We start from the raw sequence: 17355 nt of genomic DNA, 5'->3' as shown, positions 1-17355 counted from the left end.
GTGCAGTACCTCATGCACCGTTTTCCAACAAAATGCGTACAGGGGCGGGCAGGCCTAACACCGGCCATTCTTCGGGTGTGAACCAGGCACCTTCTGCCTCTTGCGCGGTACACCGGCCTTCGAACAAGCCTAACCGCACCGGGTGCAGCACCAGTTCGCGGTGCGTAAGTGCATGCCGAAATGGCACCATATTTTCGATTTCGGCGGCGCCCCAGCGTGCGGCATGCGCGCGCAAGGCCATCTCGTCAGCAAACACAGGCGTGCAGTAAAGCCCAGCCCATATGCCAGGCGCAGGCCGCCGCTGCAACCAGATGCGCCCGCTCGCATCGCGCAAAACCAAAAGCCACCAGCTTTCCTGCTTGCGCAGCACCTTGCGTGAGCGCACAGGAAACTGCTGTACGTCGCCGCTGCGCCGGGCAGCACACGCCATCGCCAAGGGACAGGTACCGCAAGACGGCCGACGTGACGTGCAGACCGAGGCTCCCAAATCCATCATGCCTTGCGTGTAAGCCGGCATATCACTGGCAGCCTGGGGAACCATCTCGGCGGCCAGCGCCCAAAGGGCCCGTTCATTGGCAGGGCGAGCGAGATCGTGCTCGAACGCAAGAAAACGGGTGAGGACGCGTCGGACGTTGGCATCCAGAATTGGCACCCGTTCATCGAAGCAGAAAGCTGCAATGGCGGCCGCAGTGGAACGCCCTACGCCCGGCAGCTGCGCCAACTGTGCCGCAGTGTCCGGAAATTTCCCGCCGTGCTTCAAAACTACCCTCTGCGCGGCCTTGTGGAGGTTGCGCGCCCGGCTGTAGTAGCCCAACCCGCTCCACAGCGCAAGCACCGCATCCTCAGGCGCAGCAGCCAAGGTGCCCACATCGGGAAAATGCTCCAGAAACCGGCTGTAGTAGCCAAGCACCGTAACCACCTGCGTTTGTTGCAGCATGATTTCCGAGAGCCATACGCGGTACGGGTCGCGCGTGTTTTGCCAAGGTAGCGCACGACGCCCATGCTGTTGCTGCCAACTCACGACAGCCTGCGCAAACCCCTGGCCAAGCGTCATGCCTGCACTGGAAGCGGCAACGGCGTTGAAGCCGATGAGTCGTCACTCAAAGGCTCGGAGAACGACCGCAGGGACAGCGTAAGGGATTCCAACTGCTCACTCAGACTGTCCAGAGCCTGTTGGCCCTCTTCAATTTCCGCAATGCGTTCTTCCAAGCCAGAAGCGGCAGCCTGTATGCGATCCACCGCATCGATCCGTCTGCTGAAACTTCGCTTGCGCTCGCGCAACTGAGCATCCAGCTGCGCCATCGCCGCATTGCTCCACAGCTCCAGGTCGTTGGCTGCAGACTCGTAGATGGCACGCAACCTCGTCGAGAGCGCACGGGCAAGCCGCTCGGCAAATTCCGACTGCACCAGCTTCAAGACATTGCCCACATTGAGGTATTGCACATGACTGCGTTCAATGCGAACCAGATCGAGCACAAACTGATCCAACTGAATTGGTTGCGGAACCTGCAGAGAAAACCCGAACTCCGCGTTCAATTGCCGAAAAGTGCCCGCCAGCATGGCCTGGACTTCCGTGGCGTTGGCCTGTGCCTCGTCAAGCACACCACGCAAGCGATCGAAGGTATCCGCATAGTGTTTCTTGACACCTAGCTTGAGGCCCTTTTGCCGCAGCGCGTGCACCAGATCTGCAAGCAGCCCTTTCAGAGCCTTGGCGCTCAAGCGATCAAAGATGTCTCGCAACAACTTGAGGTGCACGGCGCGAACCGCCTGTATTTTGGCGGCACATTGCCCAAATTCGTCACGCTCATGCTCGATGCGCTGGCGCATCGCCGCAATGACGGCCGCATTCTTTCCCCGCAGACTGCCCAATTCGATCATTTGGTCATCCAGATCGCGGCGGCGGATATTGAGCACGCGCGCTGTCTCACTGCGTACCCCCGCCAGGGCAACGCCAATAGCAGAGCGCAAAATGCTCTGCCGCTGACCCATGATGCCCTGGGCCAGCGCATCTTCGAGTTCGGGCAAGCCACTCGACTCCAGCATTACGTCGTCGCAGGAGATTTTTGCTACCAATCCTTTCTGTGCCGAAACCAGCAGCACCTGCTCGGGAGCAACTCCAAGAGTTTCCGCCGAGCTTAGGCGCTGACGCTGGAGTTGCGCCCGCACTTGTTCGGCCGAACTCAGTGTGTCCCACAGGGTGTCAATCTTGTTGAGAACCACCAGACGTGCTTCCGCGCTGTCGGAAGTGCCTGCAAGATGCTCGCGCCAGATGGCGAGATCGGATCGGGTGACTCCGGTGTCCGCCGCAAGAATAAAGACTACCGCGTGGGCTTGCGGAATCAGGTTGACGGTCAATTCCGGCTCGGCGCCGATTGCATTCAGGCCTGGCGTATCAAGAATCACCAAGCCGTGCTGCAGCAAGGGATGGGGCAGATTAACGATGGCATGGCGCCACCTCGGAACTTCCACCAGGCCCTCTGCCGTTTGCGGTGGGTTTTCCTGTGGCAATTCATCGTGCCAGAACCCGAGGGAGCGCGCTTCGTCTACGCTGACAGCACGCACTTCCGCCACCTTTGCGATGGCGGCAGCAATTTGCGCGCCATCATTGGCATCCAGGGCGATCTCCCGCCAGCTGTCAGGCAAGGCGCGCCAATCGGCCAGCCCTCTGGGCGACAGGCGTGTCTCTATCGGCAACAGCCGCAGGGTGGGCGCCAGGGCCGCGTCATATCCCAATTCGGTCGGACACATGGTGGTGCGCCCAGCACTTGCCGGCATGATGCGCCGCCCATAGCCGGCAAAGAAAATCGCATTGATGAGCTCAGATTTACCGCGTGAGAATTCCGCGACAAAAGCCACCATGACTTTGTCGGTGCGAACCTGCGCTTCGAGCCGCTGCATCCTCTCGCGCACCGACTCGTCCATCAGATCGTGAGACGACAACCAGTCGGCCAACTGGCGCAGCCGACGCGAAAAATCGCGCCGCCATACGTCGTGTTGCTCGAATTGCTCGTTGAAAGAAGGTCCCACGGTGGCTTTCGGGTTGTCAGTGCAACGCAAGACGCGTCGTCAAAATATAGTGCATCGTTGCCATGGCACGCATTCGTCTGCTGCAGACGTTGCATCCTCGCATCACGACCTTTGGCAAACGGGGCAATAAAAACTGCTGCGCTGCCCCTGCCGTACCATTTTGATGGGCGCGGCGCAAGTATGACAGGGCGCGCCTGCCCGACCATACACATGGGCGCTGAGCTGGAAGTGACCCACGCTGCCATCGGCCGACTGGAAATCCCGCAAGGTGCTTCCGCCCGCCGCAACGGCCTCGGCCAAAACCGAGCGGATAGCCGCATGCAAGCGCTTGGCGCGCAGCGGTCCAATACGTCTGGCCTGCGTGGTGGGCCGAATGCCGGCTAGGAAAAGTGCCTCTGAGGCATAAATGTTCCCAACTCCGACAACCAGCTTTCCCGACAACAGTACTTGCTTGATGGGCGCCCGGCTGGACTTCAGTCCGGCACTGAAGTCCGCCAGAGAAAAAACCTCTAAAAGCGGCTCTACACCGAGGTGGCCCAGCAATTTGCGCAGCACGGGAGCATCATCGTCCGGCGCCCAGACTACTGCACCAAAGCGGCGTGGGTCATGCAAACGCAGATGCCCGCGATCGGTCTGCAAATCAAAATGGTCGTGCGGCCCACCGGGCGGCAGATTCGGCGCGAACGACAGACTGCCCGACATGCCCAGGTGCACGAGCAGGAGCCCTTGATCCAGGCGCAGGAGAAGGTATTTGCCGCGTCGGTCCACACAGGTAACACGTCGCCCCACCAAGGATTCGAGGCTGCAGCCCAGAGGCCAGCGCAGCGGCTTTCCAAGCGTTGCGTCCACAATCCGGGCGCCTGCAATGCGGTCCGCAAAGCTGCGCCGGGTGACTTCGACCTCAGGCAACTCGGGCATAGGAACGCGTGTACAGACAAGGGTTTCGCATGGATTATTATGGCTTGATGCCTTCCTCCTTACGTCTTCTGGCGGCCCCGCTGCTGGCCTGCTCCCTGGCGGCGTGCGCCGTTCAGGCGCAGAACACACCACCGGCTACTTCTCTGCCTACCGCCAGCGCTCCCACGGCACAAGAGAACGGCGCAGAACTCGACGCCGAACTGTTTTATGAAATCTTCACTGGCGAGCTCTCCGCCCGTTCAGGGGACCCGGGTGCAGGCTACTCGCTGCTGCTCGAAGCTGCACGCCGCAATCAGGATGAAAAACTGTTTCAGCGCGCCACGGACATCGCACTGCAATCGCGCTCCGGAGAGGCTGCGCTTGCGGCAGCGCACGCCTGGGTAGACGCCTGGCCGACATCGCATACGGCACAGCGCTATCTGTTGCAGATCTTGCTGGCATTGAACCGTACGGCAGAGACGGCTGCGCCGCTGGCACAGTTCCTGAGCACCGCTGAGCCCTCGGCGCGACAAGGATTGGTGCTTTCGCTGCCACTCTTGTACCGGCGGGCGAGCGACAAGGCGCTGGCGGCAACGGTCGTATCCGAAGCACTGAAGCCTTATTTCGCCGATCCTGCTCTCGGTCCTGCGGCCCTGGTCTCCAGCGGCCGCACATTGCTGGTTGCGGGCGACGCCGCCGGGGCACTAGCGGCGGCAGAACAAGCCGCCGCACTTGCCCCTGATTCAGACGAGCTGGCCTCATTTGCACTGGATTTGCTGGAAGCCAAAGTAGTGGGTGCCGACGCACTGGTGCAAAGAGCGTTCTCCAGCAGCCGCTCGGCGCAGCTTCACATGACCTACGCACGGGTGCTGCTCGAACTGCAGCGCTATTCGCTTGCCCAAGCCCAGATTGAAACGGTGACCAAGGAGCATCCCGAACTCTCCCAGCCCTGGCTGGCACTTGCGGCCCTGCAAGTGCAGAACGGAGAGACCGACGGAGCAGAAGCCTCGCTGGCCCGCTTTGCACAAGCGGCGAGCAGCATGGCAGATTCACCAGAGAAAGATGCCGCAAAATCGCAAACCTATCTGCTGCAATCCGAAATCGCCGAAAAACGGGGCCAATTGGACGAGGCAGAGGCGTGGTTGGCGAAAATCAGCGACGCCGACTCGCGCTTTGACGTTCAGGTTCGCCGTGCCTCGCTGTTGGCGCGGCGCGGCAAGCTCTCGTATGCTCGCGCGCTGATCCAAAGCTTGCCCGACAACTCCCCCGAAGAAAAACGGCGCAAGCTGGTGGCCGAAGTGCAGTTGCTGCGCGACAACGGGCAATATGCCGACGCCTATGCCCTGCAGGGTGAATTGGTCAAGCAAGCGCCTAGTGACCCCGATCTGCTTTATGACCAGGCCATGTTGGCGGAAAAGGCGGGGGACCACGCCACCATGGAACGCCTGCTGCGCAAGCTCATTGCCGCCAGACCCGACTTTCACCATGCGTACAACGCGCTGGGCTACTCTTTTGCCGAACGCGGCATTCATCTGGCCGAGGCGCGCAAGCTGGTGGAAACCGCTCTGCGCCTGGCCCCGGGGGATCCTTTCATCACCGACAGCCTGGCCTGGGTGGAGTTTCGCTCAGGCAACAAACAGCGCGCACTGGAACTTCTCGAAAGTGCTTTTGCCGCCCGCAAAGACCCAGAAATAGCGGCCCATTTTGGTGAAGTGCTTTGGGCTGCAGGCGATCATGAGCGCGCGCAGGCCATCTGGCGCGAAGGCCTGCGCAGCGACGCCAAAAATGCCACGCTGCTCGAGACGCTCAAGCGACTGGGCGTTGCACTTTGACGCCACAAGCGGCTTCAACGCGGCCCCTGCCGTGGCCACGCTGGGTCGGCACTTTGCTGATCGCACTGCTGCTGGCAGCATGTGCCCAGCCCCCGCACAGCGCCGTGAGCCCTCACGCACCCGACCTATGGAGCGGCCGCATGGCCCTGACCGTGGAAGGAGATGCGGGGCAATCGTTTTCCGGCCTATTTGTTCTCGAAGGCGGGCCTGAGCACGGCAATTTGACCCTCAGCACCCCGCTTGGCACGGTGCTGGCAGCGTTGCGCTGGGCACCGGGACATGCCGAACTCCGATCATCCCACGGCGTGCAAACGGCCGATTCCCTCGATGCACTGCTCCGCGACACCCTGGGCAGCGCGATTCCTGTCCAAGCCTTGTTCGCCTGGCTGCGTGGCGATGCAGCCACAGCCGCCGACTGGCAGGCCGACCTGAGCCAGATCAATGACGGTCGCCTCACTGCGGTGCGCGCCCAGCCCCTGCCCCGCGCCACTTTGCGCATTGCGCTCGACCACTGAGCCCGGTATGCAACGCCTGTACGACGTTCCCGCTCCTGCCAAGCTCAATCTCTTTCTGCACATCACGGGCAAGCGCCCGGACGGCTACCACCTGCTGCAATCGGCGTTCATGCTGATCGACTGGTGCGACACCTTGCACTTCGAGCTGCAGCCGGGCGGCCGCATCACGCGCGAAGACCTGGCGGGCGAACTGCCTGAAGACGATCTGAGCGTGCGCGCGGCGCGGGCCCTGCAACAGGCCTGCCATTGCCCCCTTGGCGTGCACATTGGCGTGCTCAAACGCATCCCTGCACAGGCGGGTATGGGCGGCGGCTCTTCGGATGCGGCAACCACCCTGCTGGCGCTCAACCGTCTCTGGAACCTGGGTCTCAGTCGCCGGGAGCTGATGACCCTGGCGGCCCCACTGGGTGCCGACGTCCCTTTTTTTCTCTGCGGATCCAACGCCTGGGTCGAAGGGATTGGCGAGCAGCTAACCCCTCTTGAAGGCCCCCTGGCCCTCCCGCCGCAGCGCTTTGTGGTCGTAAAACCCGAAGCCGGACTACCCACATCAAGAATTTTTTCTCAAATAACGGCAAAAGATTATTCTGGCAATGCTAGAATCTCAGGCTTTGCTGCAGACCCATTTGGCTTTGGCCGAAACGACTTGCAGGGCATCGCCGAGATGCTGTGCCCCGAGCTTACTCAAGCCCTTGATTGGCTGATGGCTCAGGGATTACATGGCAGAATGACAGGCTCTGGAAGTGCGGTGTTTGCAGCCGCATCGCATGCTGCTCATCTACCCGCACCACCCGGTGTATGGCAGGTGAAGGTTTGCGATAATCTGTTGGTTCACCCTCTGGCAGGTTGGGCAACGGAATGAGTTTTGGGTACACAGCCACCTATGGTTGTGCACCTGTGTAGGGGAGTCGCCAAGCTGGTTAAGGCACTGGATTTTGATTCCAGCATGCAAAGGTTCGAATCCTTTCTCCCCTGCCAAATGCTTGTCCCGAATACGGACAATATTTTCTAAAAGCTGGGACGCTCATGCAGGCCAACCACCCCGATTTCATGGTCTTCACCGGCAACGCCAATCCGCAGCTTGCCGCTGAAATCGCACAGCATCTCGGCATCGGCCTCGGCGCCGCCCATGTAGGACGCTTCTCCGACGGCGAAGTGACCGTGGAAATCAAGCAGAACGTGCGCGCACGGGATGTGTTCGTCGTGCAGTCCACCTGCGCGCCGACCAACGACAGCCTGATGGAACTGCTCATCATGGTCGATGCGCTCAAGCGCGCGTCGGCCGAGCGCATCAGCGCCGTCATTCCCTATTTCGGCTACGCCCGGCAAGACCGCAGGCCGCGCTCGACCCGCGTGCCGATCAGCGCCAAGGTCGTGGCCAACATGCTGCAAGCCGTCGGTGTAGCCCGCGTGCTGACCATGGATTTGCATGCCGACCAGATTCAGGGTTTCTTCGACATCCCGGTCGACAACATTTACGCCTCGCCCGTGCTGTTGGGCGATCTGCGCCAGAAGGACTACCACGACCTCATCGTCGTCTCGCCCGACGTCGGCGGCGTGGTGCGCGCCCGGGCACTGGCCAAGCAGCTCAATTGCGATCTGGCCATCATCGACAAGCGCCGTCCCAAGGCCAACGTGTCCGAGGTGATGCACGTCATCGGCGAAATCGAAGGCCGCAACTGCGTCGTCATGGACGACATGATCGACACCGCGGGCACCTTGGTCAAAGCGGCCGAAGTGCTCAAGGAGCGCGGCGCCAAGAAGGTCTACGCCTATTGCACGCACCCGATTTTTTCAGGTCCGGCCATCGAGCGCATCACGCAAGGCGCCGCACTCGACGAAGTCGTCGTCACCAACACCATTCCCTTGAGCGAGGCGGCACGCGCCTGCCCCAAGATTCGCCAGGTTTCCGTGGCTCCGCTGTTCGCCGAGACGATCCAGCGCATTGCCCGCGGCGACTCGGTCATGAGTTTGTTCTCGGATCAGGAAAATCTTTTTTAGATTTCTACAAAACCTTTTCTGATTCGTGACAAGAAGCCGGGCCGCCTATCAGGCGGCCCACCAACCAACCGGAAGTGACACTGGTCGCGGTGCACTTCATTTCGGAGAGAACTATGAACTTCGTCGCTTTTGAGCGCGCCAAGCAAGGTACGGGTGCGAGCCGCCGTCTGCGCAATTCGGGCCGCACGCCCGGCATCGTCTACGGCGGTGCTGCTGAACCCCAAGCCATTGAGCTGGACCACAACGCTTTGTGGCACGCCCTCAAGAAGGAAGCCTTTCATTCGAGCGTGCTCGAAATGGAAATTGCCGGCGCCACGAGCAAGGTCCTGCTGCGCGACGTGCAGTACCACCCCTACAAACAGCTCGTGCTGCACGTGGACTTCCAGCGCGTGGACGCCAAGACCCGTTTGCACATGAAGGTGCCACTGCACTTCACCAATGCGGAAGAATCGCCTGCCGTGAAGGTAGACCACTGCACGGTCAACCACGTGGTGACCGAGCTGGACGTGGCCTGCATGCCCTCCGAACTGCCCGAGTTCATCACCGTGGACCTGAGCGAGCTGAAGAAAGGCTCGTCGCTGCACTTGAAGGACATCAAGCTGCCCAAGGGCGTGAGCGCCGTGACCAAGGGTTCTGCCAACAACCCAGTCGTGGTGACGGCCATTCCGCCTCTGGTCATCGAGGAAGCGCCTGCCGCCGACGCAGCGGCTGCCGATGCGGCTCCTGCCAAGGGCAAGGGCAAGAAGAAGTAATCGCTTCTTCGCCTTGCCAGTCGCAGCATGCGGCTGGCCCGCAACGGCCCACCCCGCGTGGGCCGTTTGTCATTGTGCTGGCACACACCGCCAGCACACCTCTCGCTGCGGATAATCCTTGCCATGATCAAACTGGTGGTGGGCCTGGGCAACCCAGGCCCGGAATACGAGGCCACGCGGCACAACGCGGGCTTCTGGTGGGTAGACGCGCTCGCGCGCGAACTCAAGGTGCAACTGGTGCCCGAACGCAGCTACTGGGGTCTGGCCGCGCGTGCCACAGTCGATGGCCAGCCGGTATGGCTGCTGGAGCCACAGACCTTCATGAACCTCTCGGGCAAGGCGGTTGCGGCACTGGCGCGTTTTTTCAAGATTGCGCCGAACGAGGTGCTGGTCGTGCACGACGAACTGGACTTGCAGCCCGGCCAGGCCAAGCTCAAGCGCGGCGGCGGGCATGCGGGCCACAACGGGCTGCGCGACATCCACGCGCAGCTCGGCACGCCCGACTACTGGCGGCTGCGCATCGGCATTGGGCACCCGGGTGATCGTGCCGAGGTGGCCGGCTGGGTGCTCAAACGCCCGCCACAGGAGCAGCGCACGCTGATCGAAGACAGCATCGCCCACTCGCTCAAGGCCTGGCCGGCGCTGCTCGCCGCCGACATGGACAAGGCGGCGCAGCAGATCCACACCACCAAGCCGCCCAGGCCCAAACCGCCCCGGCCGGTCGAGCCCGCTTGAAACTATGATTTTGATAGCTGCTAACGCTTACGGAATAAGCGCTAGATGCTATTTTCTCCAAAAATTCTGCGCGGTGGTCGGTGCCGGTCAACGCCGCGCCTGGTATTCCGGGATTGGGGTCGGAGCACGAGTTTCGCTTTGCGAAATCGTGATCCGACCCCAATGCCTGCGCCGCGTGCGTTTCATCACCGTGGTCGATGGGCCATGGCCCATGGGCAAAGCCCCGAAATTCTCGGGCTTGCTGCTTGCAACGAGCGCGGTCCCAACCAGCGGCAGCCGTGCAAGGGCCGCCCCGCCGCACGGGCTGCGTCCCCCTTCCCGAATCGCACAGCGCCTCAGGGGGATGTCTGTGCCTCCTGTAATCGCTGAAATTTTTGCCACAGCGTTTCCCGGCTCTCCACATGCTGCGGGTCCACCGGAATGCAGGCCACCGGGCAAACTTCGACGCACTGCGGCTGGTCGAAATGGCCCACGCACTCGGTGCACTTGTGCGGATCGATCTCGTAAATTTCCTCGCCCATGGTGATCGCCTCGTTCGGGCATTCGGGCTCGCAGACGTCACAGTTGATGCATTCGTCGGTGATCCTCAAGGCCATTGCGCACTCCGTGGGTGATGCCGGGCATCGCGCTGCCCGCAAAACCTTGATTATCCTGCGCAGGCCAACGCACTACCGCACGTACTGGCTTTGCCGTTAAGCTGACCGGCGTGGAGGTTTTTGCCCCCACCCAACCTTTCCCATGCGCCTGTTCCTTCTGCGTCGCTTTGTCACCTTGCTGCTCACGCTCGCCGCCGCGTCCGCCGTGGTGTTCGTCGTGCTCGATGTGCTGCCGGGCAACGCCGCGCAAACCATGATGGGGCCGGACGCCGCACCCGAGGCCGTTGCCGAGCTGGCGCGCCAGTTGGGGCTCGACCAACCCGCCTGGAAGCGCTATGGCACATGGGTGCAAGGCCTGCTGCACGGCGACATGGGCGAGAGCTATGCCTACGGCAGCCCCGTGGGCGAATTGGTGGCCGAGCGGCTGGCGGTCACCGTGCCGCTGGCGCTGATCGCGATGGCGCTGGCCGTGGCCATGGCACTTGCCGCGGGCATGTTTGCCGCCGCGCACCACAACCGCGCGGGCGACACCGGCGTGATGGCGCTGGTGCAGCTCGGCATTGCAGTGCCCAATTTCTGGCTGGCTATTCTTTTGATTTTGCTGTTTGCGGTGCGCCTGCAATGGCTGCCGGCGGGAGGCTTCCCGGGCTGGCACGCCCAGGAGGGCGGCGGCTTCTGGCCGGCGCTGCAGGCCCTGCTGCTGCCCGCTGTGGCGCTGGCCGTGGTGCAGGGAGCGATCCTGGCGCGCATCACGCGCTCGGCCCTGCTCGAAGTGCTGAGCGAGGATTTCGTGCGCACCGCGCGCGCCAAGGGACTCTCCCGCCGCGCCGCGCTGTGGCGCCATGTGCTGAGGAACGCCCTGGTGCCCGTGCTCACCGTGATGGGCCTGCAATTTGCCGGGCTGCTGGCGGGCACCATCGTGGTCGAGAACGTGTTTGCTCTGCCGGGCCTGGGGCGGCTGGTGTTCCAGTCGATCGCCAACCGCGACGTGATCGTGGTGCGCAACTGCGTTCTGCTGCTGGCCGGCATGGTGGTTGTCGTCAATTTTGCGGTGGACGCGCTGGCCGCGTTCATTGATCCGCGGCTCGCCCGCCGCGCCGCATGAGCGGCCGCGCCCTTCCCCGCCGCCCCTGGCAGCGCGCGCTGCGCCACCCGAGCTTTCTGGCGGGCAGCCTGCTGGCACTTCTGGTGCTGGGTGCAGCGCTCTTATCGCTATGGTGGACGCCCTGGTCGCCCTACGCCATGGACATGGCGCAGCGCCTGGCACCGCCTGGCGGCGCGCACTGGCTGGGCACCGATGCCTTTGGCCGCGATGTGGCCTCGCTGCTGCTGGTGGGCGCGCGCAGCAGCCTGCTGGCCGGCGTGGTGGCCGTGGGCATCGGGCTGGTGGTGGGCACGGCGCTCGGCCTGCTGGCCGCTGCCAGGCGTGGCTGGGTGGAAGAACTGGTGATGCGCCTGGCCGATTTCAGCTTCGCCTTCCCGGCGGTGCTTTCGGCCATCTTGTTCACCGCCGCCTGGGGCGCTGGCTTGGTCAATGCCATCGCGGCCATTGGCATTTTCAACATCCCGGTGTTTGCCCGCGTGGCGCGCGCGGGGGCGCTCGGTGTGTGGTCGCGCGACTACGTGCTGGCGGCGCGCGCCTGCGGCAAGGGGATATTCCGCATCACACTGGAGCATGTGCTGCCCAACATCGCCTCCGCACTCATCGTGCAGGCCACGGTGCAGTTTGCGCTGGCGATTCTGGCCGAGGCGGCGCTGTCTTACCTGGGCCTGGGCACGCAGCCGCCGCAGCCCTCCTGGGGCCGCATGCTGGCCGATGCGCAAACATTGATGTACCAGGCGCCGCTGCTGGCCGTGTGGCCCGGTGCGGCCATTGCCTGTGCGGTACTGGGCTTGAACCTGCTGGGCGACGGCCTGCGCGACTTACTTGATCCGCGCCTGGCCCGTTCCCGCTGAGAAAACTCGATGTCGCTCCTCACCGTCTTGAACCTGCGCATCGCACTCGCCACGCCGTACGGCATGGTGGACGCCGTGCGCGGCATCGACTTCTCGCTGCCTGCCGGCGGCACCCTGGGCCTGATTGGCGAATCGGGCTGCGGCAAATCGCTGACCGCGCTGGCGCTGATGGGCCTGCTGCCCGAGGGCGCCAGTGTGAGCGGCAGCATGCGCCTGGGCGGGCAGGAACTGGTGGGGCTTGGCGAGAGCGCCCTGTGCGCCCTGCGCGGCAACCGCATCGCCATGGTGTTCCAGGAGCCCATGGCCGCGCTCAACCCGCTGCACCGCGTGGGCGACCAGGTGGCCGAGCCGCTGCGCATCCACCAAGGCCTTGCGCGCAGCCAGGCGCGCAAGGAGGCGAAAATCTTGTTGGAGCGCGTCGGCATTGCCGACGCCGCACGCCGCATGGACGGCTACCCGCACGAGTTTTCCGGCGGCCAGCGCCAGCGCATCTGCATTGCCATGGCGCTCGCCTGCGGGCCGGATCTGCTGGTGGCCGACGAACCCACCACCGCGCTGGACACCGAAGTGCAGGCGCAAATTCTCGCCCTGCTGGCTGAACTGGTGGCCGAGCGCGGCATGGCGCTGCTGCTGATTTCGCACGACCTGGCCGTGGTAGCACGGCACACGGCCAACATGCTGGTGATGTACGGCGGCACCGTCGTCGAGGCCGGCCCGACGCAAGAGGTCTTCGCCCGCATGGCCCACCCGTACACGCGCGGCCTGCTCGCGGCCCGCCCGGTGCTAGGAGTCTGTCGGACTTGGAGCGTCGAAAGCGAAAACCGGAGGTTTCACCAAAATCAGCCCCAGCGAGGGCAGTTTTTGCCGGATTTGCAGCCCCATAGCCAGGCTATGGGGCAAAAAGACGGTGTTCTCGAAGAGCGGCGAAGCCAAAAATGGACCGCTGCGGCAGATTTGCAGCCGACGATTTCCAAGTCCGACAGGCTCCTAGGCAGCAACGCGAGCACCCGCGCTGCGCTGCGCCCGCCCCTGCCCACCATTGCCGGCAGCGTGCCATCCCTGCAGGCGCTGCCGCCGGGCTGCCCCTTTGCCGGGCGCTGCGCCTTCACCATCGAAGCCTGCCACGCCGCGCCGCCGCCGGCGGTGGATGTAGGCCATGGCCACCGCGTGCGCTGCATCCGGCCAGAAGCCATCGCGGGCCATGCACCATGAACGTGATTACTCCTGAAACAATAGCTTCTAGCGCTTATGCAGTAAGCGCTAGAGGCCATTTTGAGCACGAAAATGGCGGCGTGCCGCTGCTCCAGGTACGCAACCTGGCGCACCACTACGCCCTGCCGCGTACGCAGCTGTGGGGGCCGCGTCCACAGGTCACGGCGCTGCAAGATATCAACCTCACGCTGCATGCGGGGCAGAGCCTGGGCATCGTCGGCGCCTCGGGCTCGGGCAAGTCCACGCTGGCGCGGCTGGTGATGGCGCTCGACATGCCCAGCAGCGGCCGCGTGCTGTGGGCCGGCCAGAACCCCCAACAGATGGGCGCGGGCGAACTGCGCCGCGCACGCCGCCATATCCAGATGGTGTTCCAGGACCCCTTCGGCGCACTGGACCCACGCCAGCGCATTGCCCGCACCGTCGCCGAACCCCTGGCTGCGCAAGGCGACACGACCCGCACCGAACAGCGCCGCCGCGCCGCCGAGGTGCTGGAGCAAGTGGGCCTGCGCGCCGAGGCGCTGGACCAGTACCCGCACGAATTTTCCGGCGGCCAGCGCCAGCGCATCGCCATTGCACGCGCGCTGATCACGCGGCCGCGCGTCATCGTGGCCGACGAGCCCGTCAGCGCGCTGGATGTCTCGGTGCAGGCCCAGGTGCTCAACCTGATGCAGCAGCTGGCGCGCGACTTCGGCGTGACCTATTTGCTCATCAGCCACGACCTGGCCGTGGTGAACCACCTGTGCGACGAGGTGGCTGTGCTGCACCAGGGCCGCATCGTCGAGCAGGGGCCGCCCGCGCAGCTCTTTCAATCGCCCACACACCCGTACACCCGCGCTCTGGTGGCAGCGATGCCGCTGGCGCCAACTGGTGTACAAAAGCCCTTTTTTCCGCCCTCGGAGATCGCCCCATGATGAACCGCCGCACCGCCCTGGCCGCCACGCTGGCCGCTGCACCGCTCGCCAGCCCGCTGTCCGCCTGGGCCAAGGACGGTGGCGCGCGCATGGTGCTCGCCCTCACGCTCGAACCCCCGGGGCTGGACCCGACGGCCAACGCCGCCTCGTCGATTGGCGAAGTGGTGCACTACAACGTTTTCGAGTCGCTCACCAAGATCAACGCCGACGGCAGCGTCTCCCCCCTGCTGGCCGAGAGCTGGGAGGTCTCGCCCGACCTCAAGACCACCACCTTCAGGCTGCGCAAGGGCGTCAAGTTCCACAACGGCGAGCCCTTCACCGCCGAGAGCGTGAAGTTTTCGCTCGACCGCGCCGGCGGCGACAAAAGCACCAACAAGGACAAGCGCAGCTTTGCCAAGGTGCGCACGCATGTGGTTGATAAGCACACCGTGGTGCTGATCAACGAAGACATCGACCCCGATTTCCTCTTCGTGCTGGGCCAGGCCACGGCCATCATGGTCGAGCCCAAAAGCGCCGCCAGCAACGCCACCCAGCCGGTCGGCACGGGGCCGTACCAGCTCGTGCAGTGGCGGCGCGGCGCCTCGGTGACACTCGAGCGCTGGCCCGGGCACCGCGATGCCAAGAAGGTGCAGATTGCCCGCGCCACCTTCCGCTTCATCTCCGACCCGGCCGCGCAGGTGGCCGCCCTGCTGGCTGGCGACGTGGACGTGTTTGCCCGCGTCACGCCGCGCAGCGTGGCGCAGTTCAAGGGCCAGCCGCGCTACCAGGTGGTGGTGAGCGGCTCGCGCGCCAAGACCATCCTGGCCATGAACAACGGGCGCAAGCCCCTCACCGATGTGCGCGTGCGCCGCGCCATCGCCGCCGCCATCGACCGCAAGGCCGTGATCCAGGGCGCGGCCGAGGGCTATGGCGTGCCGATTGGCAGCCACTACGTGCCGGGAGCGTTTGGCTACGTGGACACCACCGGCATCAACCCCTACGACCCCGCCAAGGCGAAAAGCCTGCTGGAAGAAGCCGGCATCCGCACACCCCTTGAACTCACCATGACGCTGCCGCCGCCGCCCTACGCGCGCCAGGGCGGCGAAATCATCGCCGCACAGCTGGCGCAAGTGGGCATCGTCGCCAAACTGCAGAACGTGGAATGGGCGCAGTGGCTCTCCGGCACCTACGGCAACAAGAACTACGACCTGACGCTCATTTCGCACGTCGAGCCCTTTGACCTGGGCAACTTCGCCAAGCCGGACTACTACTGGCAGTACCACTCGGACGCATTCAACGCGCTGTTCGACAAAATCCAGCACACCGCCCGCCCCGCCGAGCGCGCCCGCCTGCTGGGCGAGGCGCAGCGCCTGATCGCCACCGACTGCGTGCATGCCTTTTTGTACCAGCCGCAGTGGGTCACGGTGGCCAACCAGCGCGTGCGCGGCTTGTGGAAGGACATGCCGATTTTCGTCAACGACCTTTCCGGGCTTTCCTGGGCATGACCGACGCTCTGCACAATCTCGGTGCGCGCACCTTGCAGCAGGGCTACGCCTCTGCCGCGTTTTCGCCAGTCGACGTAGCCAAGGCGGTGCTCGCCCGCATCGACCGCTGGGAGCCGCACCTGCACGCCACCTGGCTGTTGCGGCCCGAGCTGGCGTTGGCCCAGGCACGCGCGAGCGAAGCGCGCTGGCAGCGCGGCGCCCCGCTCTCGCCGCTGGACGGCGTGCCCATGACGCTCAAGGACAACCTTGCCACGCAGGGCGATCCGACGCCGCTGGGCACCGCCGCCGCGCCGCTGTTCCCGGCACTGGCCGACGCGCCGCCCGCCGCGCGCCTGCGCGAAGCCGGCGCGGTGCTGGTGTCCAAGACCACCATGCCCGACTACGGCATGCTCTCCTCCGGCCTGTCGAGCTTTCACGCGCTCGCCCGCAACCCCTGGGACCTCCGCAAAGGCCCGGGCGGCTCCAGCGCGGGTGCGGGCGCCGCTGCGGCCGCCGGCTACGGGCCCTTGCATGTCGGCACCGACATTGGCGGTTCGCTGCGCCTGCCGGCTTCGTGGTGCGGCATCTTCTCGCTCAAACCCAGCCTGGGGCGCATTCCCATCGACCCGCCCTACACCGGCCGCGCCGCCGGCCCCATGACGCGCAGCGTGGAAGACGCGGCGCTGATGATGGCGGTGCTCTCACGGCCCGACGCGCGCGACAGCATGCAACTCCCGCCGCAGGACATTGCCTGGCACGACTTCGAGCGCAGCCCCGAGCATTTGCGCGGCCTGCGCATCGGTTTGTTGCTGGACGCCGGCTGCGGCCTGCCCGTGGACCCGCAGGTGCACGCAGCCATCGCGCAGGCGGCCCGGCTGTTCGAGAGCGCCGGTGCCACCGTCACGCCCATGCAGCCGTTCCTCGCGCCCGAGATGCTCGCCGGCATGGACCAGTTCTGGCGCATGCGCTCGCACCTCGACATGGCCGCGCTGCCGCCCGAGCGCAAGGCGCGCGTGCTGCCCTTCATTCAGGCCTGGGCCGACAGCGCTGCGGGCCTCTCGGGCACCGAGGTGTTCCACGCTGCCCATCAGTTCCACGCGACACGCGTGGCCACCGTGGCGGCCTGCAGCGCATTCGACTATGTGCTCTCGCCCGTCGCGCCGATCACCGCCTTTGCCGCCGAGCTGGCCAGCCCGACCGACGACCCGCTGCGCGCGCTGGAGCACATTGCGTTCACCGTGCCGTTCAACATGTCGGAGCAGCCGGCAGCCTCCATCAACTGCGGCTACAGCGACGAGGGCTTGCCCATTGGCTTGCAGATTGCCGGCGCCCGCTTTGACGACCTGGGCGTGCTGCGGGTGGCGCGCGCCTTCGAGCAGTTGCGCGGGCCGCAGCGCCCCTGGCCCGAGCCACCAGGGTAGAAAATATTGATCAAAACAGCCTCTAGCGCTTATCTCATAA

General features: G+C 64.5%; 16 protein-coding genes and 1 tRNA gene. 13 read left to right on the top strand and 4 right to left on the bottom strand.

Annotated features, from left to right (window positions below):
• Positions 1-10: 10 nt before the first annotated feature.
• From mutY to mutM, 3 genes are all read right to left on the bottom strand, one after another.
• On the bottom strand, positions 11-1054 hold the full coding sequence (mutY, locus tag AC07ZH_RS03110) for an A/G-specific adenine glycosylase (RefSeq protein WP_495198518.1): 1044 nt from the start codon (positions 1052-1054) through the stop codon (positions 11-13).
• Positions 1051-3027, bottom strand: a complete 1977-nt coding sequence (locus AC07ZH_RS03105) for a dynamin family protein (RefSeq protein ID WP_495198517.1) — start codon at positions 3025-3027, stop codon at positions 1051-1053. The genes mutY and AC07ZH_RS03105 overlap by 4 nt, the downstream gene beginning before the upstream one ends.
• A gap of 102 nt (positions 3028-3129) precedes the next feature.
• The gene (gene mutM / locus AC07ZH_RS03100; RefSeq protein ID WP_495198516.1) at positions 3130-3945 is read right to left on the bottom strand and encodes a bifunctional DNA-formamidopyrimidine glycosylase/DNA-(apurinic or apyrimidinic site) lyase; all 816 of its coding nucleotides are present in this window, start codon (positions 3943-3945) and stop codon (positions 3130-3132) included.
• Between the two features lie 47 nt (positions 3946-3992).
• On the opposite strand from mutM, the gene AC07ZH_RS03095 reads away from it, so the two are divergent.
• From AC07ZH_RS03095 to pth, 7 genes are all read left to right on the top strand, one after another.
• Entirely contained in the window at positions 3993-5756 is a 1764-nt protein-coding gene (locus tag AC07ZH_RS03095; RefSeq protein ID WP_495198515.1) for a heme biosynthesis protein HemY, read from the top strand.
• A 140-nt stretch (positions 5757-5896) separates the two neighbouring features.
• Positions 5897-6271 carry a lipoprotein insertase outer membrane protein LolB gene (locus AC07ZH_RS03090; protein ID WP_495198514.1) on the top strand — a complete coding sequence of 125 codons (375 nt, stop codon included), beginning with the start codon at positions 5897-5899 and terminating at the stop codon, positions 6269-6271.
• A gap of 7 nt (positions 6272-6278) precedes the next feature.
• Positions 6279-7130 carry a 4-(cytidine 5'-diphospho)-2-C-methyl-D-erythritol kinase gene (gene ispE, locus AC07ZH_RS03085; RefSeq protein WP_495198513.1) on the top strand — a complete coding sequence of 284 codons (852 nt, stop codon included), beginning with the start codon at positions 6279-6281 and terminating at the stop codon, positions 7128-7130.
• Between the two features lie 39 nt (positions 7131-7169).
• Positions 7170-7246 (top strand) — tRNA-Gln (locus AC07ZH_RS03080).
• Between the two features lie 48 nt (positions 7247-7294).
• Positions 7295-8269 carry a ribose-phosphate pyrophosphokinase gene (locus AC07ZH_RS03075; RefSeq protein ID WP_119109072.1) on the top strand — a complete coding sequence of 325 codons (975 nt, stop codon included), beginning with the start codon at positions 7295-7297 and terminating at the stop codon, positions 8267-8269.
• A 113-nt stretch (positions 8270-8382) separates the two neighbouring features.
• Positions 8383-9021, top strand: coding sequence for a 50S ribosomal protein L25/general stress protein Ctc (locus tag AC07ZH_RS03070; protein ID WP_495198512.1), 639 nt, complete (start codon positions 8383-8385; stop codon positions 9019-9021).
• 123 nt (positions 9022-9144) lie between these two features.
• Positions 9145-9756 carry an aminoacyl-tRNA hydrolase gene (pth, locus tag AC07ZH_RS03065; protein ID WP_495198511.1) on the top strand — a complete coding sequence of 204 codons (612 nt, stop codon included), beginning with the start codon at positions 9145-9147 and terminating at the stop codon, positions 9754-9756.
• A 335-nt stretch (positions 9757-10091) separates the two neighbouring features.
• Here the strand turns inward: pth and AC07ZH_RS03060 are convergent, their stop codons facing one another.
• Positions 10092-10352 (bottom strand): YfhL family 4Fe-4S dicluster ferredoxin, encoded by a 261-nt coding sequence (locus AC07ZH_RS03060; protein WP_495198510.1) that lies wholly within the window; start codon positions 10350-10352, stop codon positions 10092-10094.
• 142 nt (positions 10353-10494) lie between these two features.
• Here AC07ZH_RS03060 and AC07ZH_RS03055 point away from each other — a divergent pair, with 142 nt between their 5' ends.
• The 6 genes from AC07ZH_RS03055 to AC07ZH_RS03030 are packed head-to-tail and all read left to right on the top strand — an operon-like array spanning position 10495 to position 17315.
• The gene (locus AC07ZH_RS03055; protein ID WP_495198509.1) at positions 10495-11457 is read left to right on the top strand and encodes an ABC transporter permease; all 963 of its coding nucleotides are present in this window, start codon (positions 10495-10497) and stop codon (positions 11455-11457) included.
• Complete coding sequence (locus AC07ZH_RS03050) at positions 11454-12308, top strand: ABC transporter permease (RefSeq protein WP_495198508.1); 855 nt, start codon at positions 11454-11456, stop codon at positions 12306-12308. Before AC07ZH_RS03055 ends, AC07ZH_RS03050 begins: the two co-directional genes overlap by 4 nt.
• Before the next feature lie 9 nt (positions 12309-12317).
• Positions 12318-13520 (top strand): ABC transporter ATP-binding protein, encoded by a 1203-nt coding sequence (locus AC07ZH_RS03045; RefSeq protein ID WP_495198507.1) that lies wholly within the window; start codon positions 12318-12320, stop codon positions 13518-13520.
• Complete coding sequence (locus AC07ZH_RS03040; protein ID WP_495198506.1) at positions 13517-14431, top strand: ATP-binding cassette domain-containing protein; 915 nt, start codon at positions 13517-13519, stop codon at positions 14429-14431. The genes AC07ZH_RS03045 and AC07ZH_RS03040 overlap by 4 nt, the downstream gene beginning before the upstream one ends.
• Positions 14428-15915: an ABC transporter substrate-binding protein gene (locus AC07ZH_RS03035; RefSeq protein ID WP_495198505.1), complete on the top strand. Its 1488-nt coding sequence runs from the start codon at positions 14428-14430 to the stop codon at positions 15913-15915. Before AC07ZH_RS03040 ends, AC07ZH_RS03035 begins: the two co-directional genes overlap by 4 nt.
• Positions 15912-17315 (top strand): amidase, encoded by a 1404-nt coding sequence (locus AC07ZH_RS03030; RefSeq protein ID WP_495198504.1) that lies wholly within the window; start codon positions 15912-15914, stop codon positions 17313-17315. The genes AC07ZH_RS03035 and AC07ZH_RS03030 overlap by 4 nt, the downstream gene beginning before the upstream one ends.
• Positions 17316-17355: the final 40 nt, after the last annotated feature.

The organism is Simplicispira sp. GW247-4R2A (genome assembly GCF_059424465.1).
This window is presented reverse-complemented; position numbering and strand designations above follow the sequence as displayed.

What these genes read in the sequence shown, in the direction of transcription:
- AC07ZH_RS03055 (WP_495198509.1), top strand. Translation starts at nt 10,495, where the DNA reads ATGCGCCTGTTCCTTCTGCGTCGCTTTGTCACCTTGCTGCTCACGCTC.
- AC07ZH_RS03030 (WP_495198504.1), top strand. Translation starts at nt 15,912, where the DNA reads ATGACCGACGCTCTGCACAATCTCGGTGCGCGCACCTTGCAGCAGGGC.
- AC07ZH_RS03070 (WP_495198512.1), top strand. Translation starts at nt 8,383, where the DNA reads ATGAACTTCGTCGCTTTTGAGCGCGCCAAGCAAGGTACGGGTGCGAGC.
- pth (WP_495198511.1), top strand. Translation starts at nt 9,145, where the DNA reads ATGATCAAACTGGTGGTGGGCCTGGGCAACCCAGGCCCGGAATACGAG.
- ispE (WP_495198513.1), top strand. Translation starts at nt 6,279, where the DNA reads ATGCAACGCCTGTACGACGTTCCCGCTCCTGCCAAGCTCAATCTCTTT.
- AC07ZH_RS03040 (WP_495198506.1), top strand. Translation starts at nt 13,517, where the DNA reads ATGAACGTGATTACTCCTGAAACAATAGCTTCTAGCGCTTATGCAGTA.
- AC07ZH_RS03050 (WP_495198508.1), top strand. Translation starts at nt 11,454, where the DNA reads ATGAGCGGCCGCGCCCTTCCCCGCCGCCCCTGGCAGCGCGCGCTGCGC.
- AC07ZH_RS03090 (WP_495198514.1), top strand. Translation starts at nt 5,897, where the DNA reads ATGGCCCTGACCGTGGAAGGAGATGCGGGGCAATCGTTTTCCGGCCTA.
- AC07ZH_RS03045 (WP_495198507.1), top strand. Translation starts at nt 12,318, where the DNA reads ATGTCGCTCCTCACCGTCTTGAACCTGCGCATCGCACTCGCCACGCCG.
- AC07ZH_RS03060 (WP_495198510.1), bottom strand. Translation starts at nt 10,352, where the DNA reads ATGGCCTTGAGGATCACCGACGAATGCATCAACTGTGACGTCTGCGAG.
- AC07ZH_RS03075 (WP_119109072.1), top strand. Translation starts at nt 7,295, where the DNA reads ATGCAGGCCAACCACCCCGATTTCATGGTCTTCACCGGCAACGCCAAT.
- mutY (WP_495198518.1), bottom strand. Translation starts at nt 1,054, where the DNA reads ATGACGCTTGGCCAGGGGTTTGCGCAGGCTGTCGTGAGTTGGCAGCAA.
- AC07ZH_RS03095 (WP_495198515.1), top strand. Translation starts at nt 3,993, where the DNA reads ATGCCTTCCTCCTTACGTCTTCTGGCGGCCCCGCTGCTGGCCTGCTCC.
- AC07ZH_RS03035 (WP_495198505.1), top strand. Translation starts at nt 14,428, where the DNA reads ATGATGAACCGCCGCACCGCCCTGGCCGCCACGCTGGCCGCTGCACCG.
- mutM (WP_495198516.1), bottom strand. Translation starts at nt 3,945, where the DNA reads ATGCCCGAGTTGCCTGAGGTCGAAGTCACCCGGCGCAGCTTTGCGGAC.